Source organism: Halomonas sp. ND22Bw, assembly GCF_003011945.1.
Taxonomy (GTDB): domain Bacteria; phylum Pseudomonadota; class Gammaproteobacteria; order Pseudomonadales; family Halomonadaceae; genus Halomonas; species Halomonas halophila.
This window is the reverse complement of record NZ_PXWD01001952.1, coordinates 1-229: the sequence shown is the minus strand read 5'-3', so window position 1 is coordinate 229 and position 229 is coordinate 1. Positions and strand designations below refer to the sequence as shown.

General features: G+C 73.4%; 1 protein-coding gene. It reads left to right on the top strand.

Annotated features, from left to right (window positions below; genetic code table 11):
• A partial coding sequence (locus tag CVH10_RS25110; protein ID WP_146143447.1) for a M24 family metallopeptidase occupies nucleotides 1-229 on the top strand: 229 nt, incomplete at both ends.

Below are 229 nucleotides of genomic sequence, written 5' to 3'. Positions count from 1 at the left end.
CGAGGCGCAGCGGGCCCTCTACGAGGTCGTGCTCGGCGCCCAGCAGCGCGCCATCGCGGCGGTGCGCCCGGGAACCACCCTGGCCGCCATCCATCGCGGCGTGGTCCGTGACCTCACCGCCGGCCTGCTCGAGCTTGGCCTGCTCTCGGGTGCGCTGGAGGATTGCCTGGCGGCCAACGCCTGCCGGCGTTTCTACCCGCATGCCACCTCCCACTGGCTGGGGCTCGAT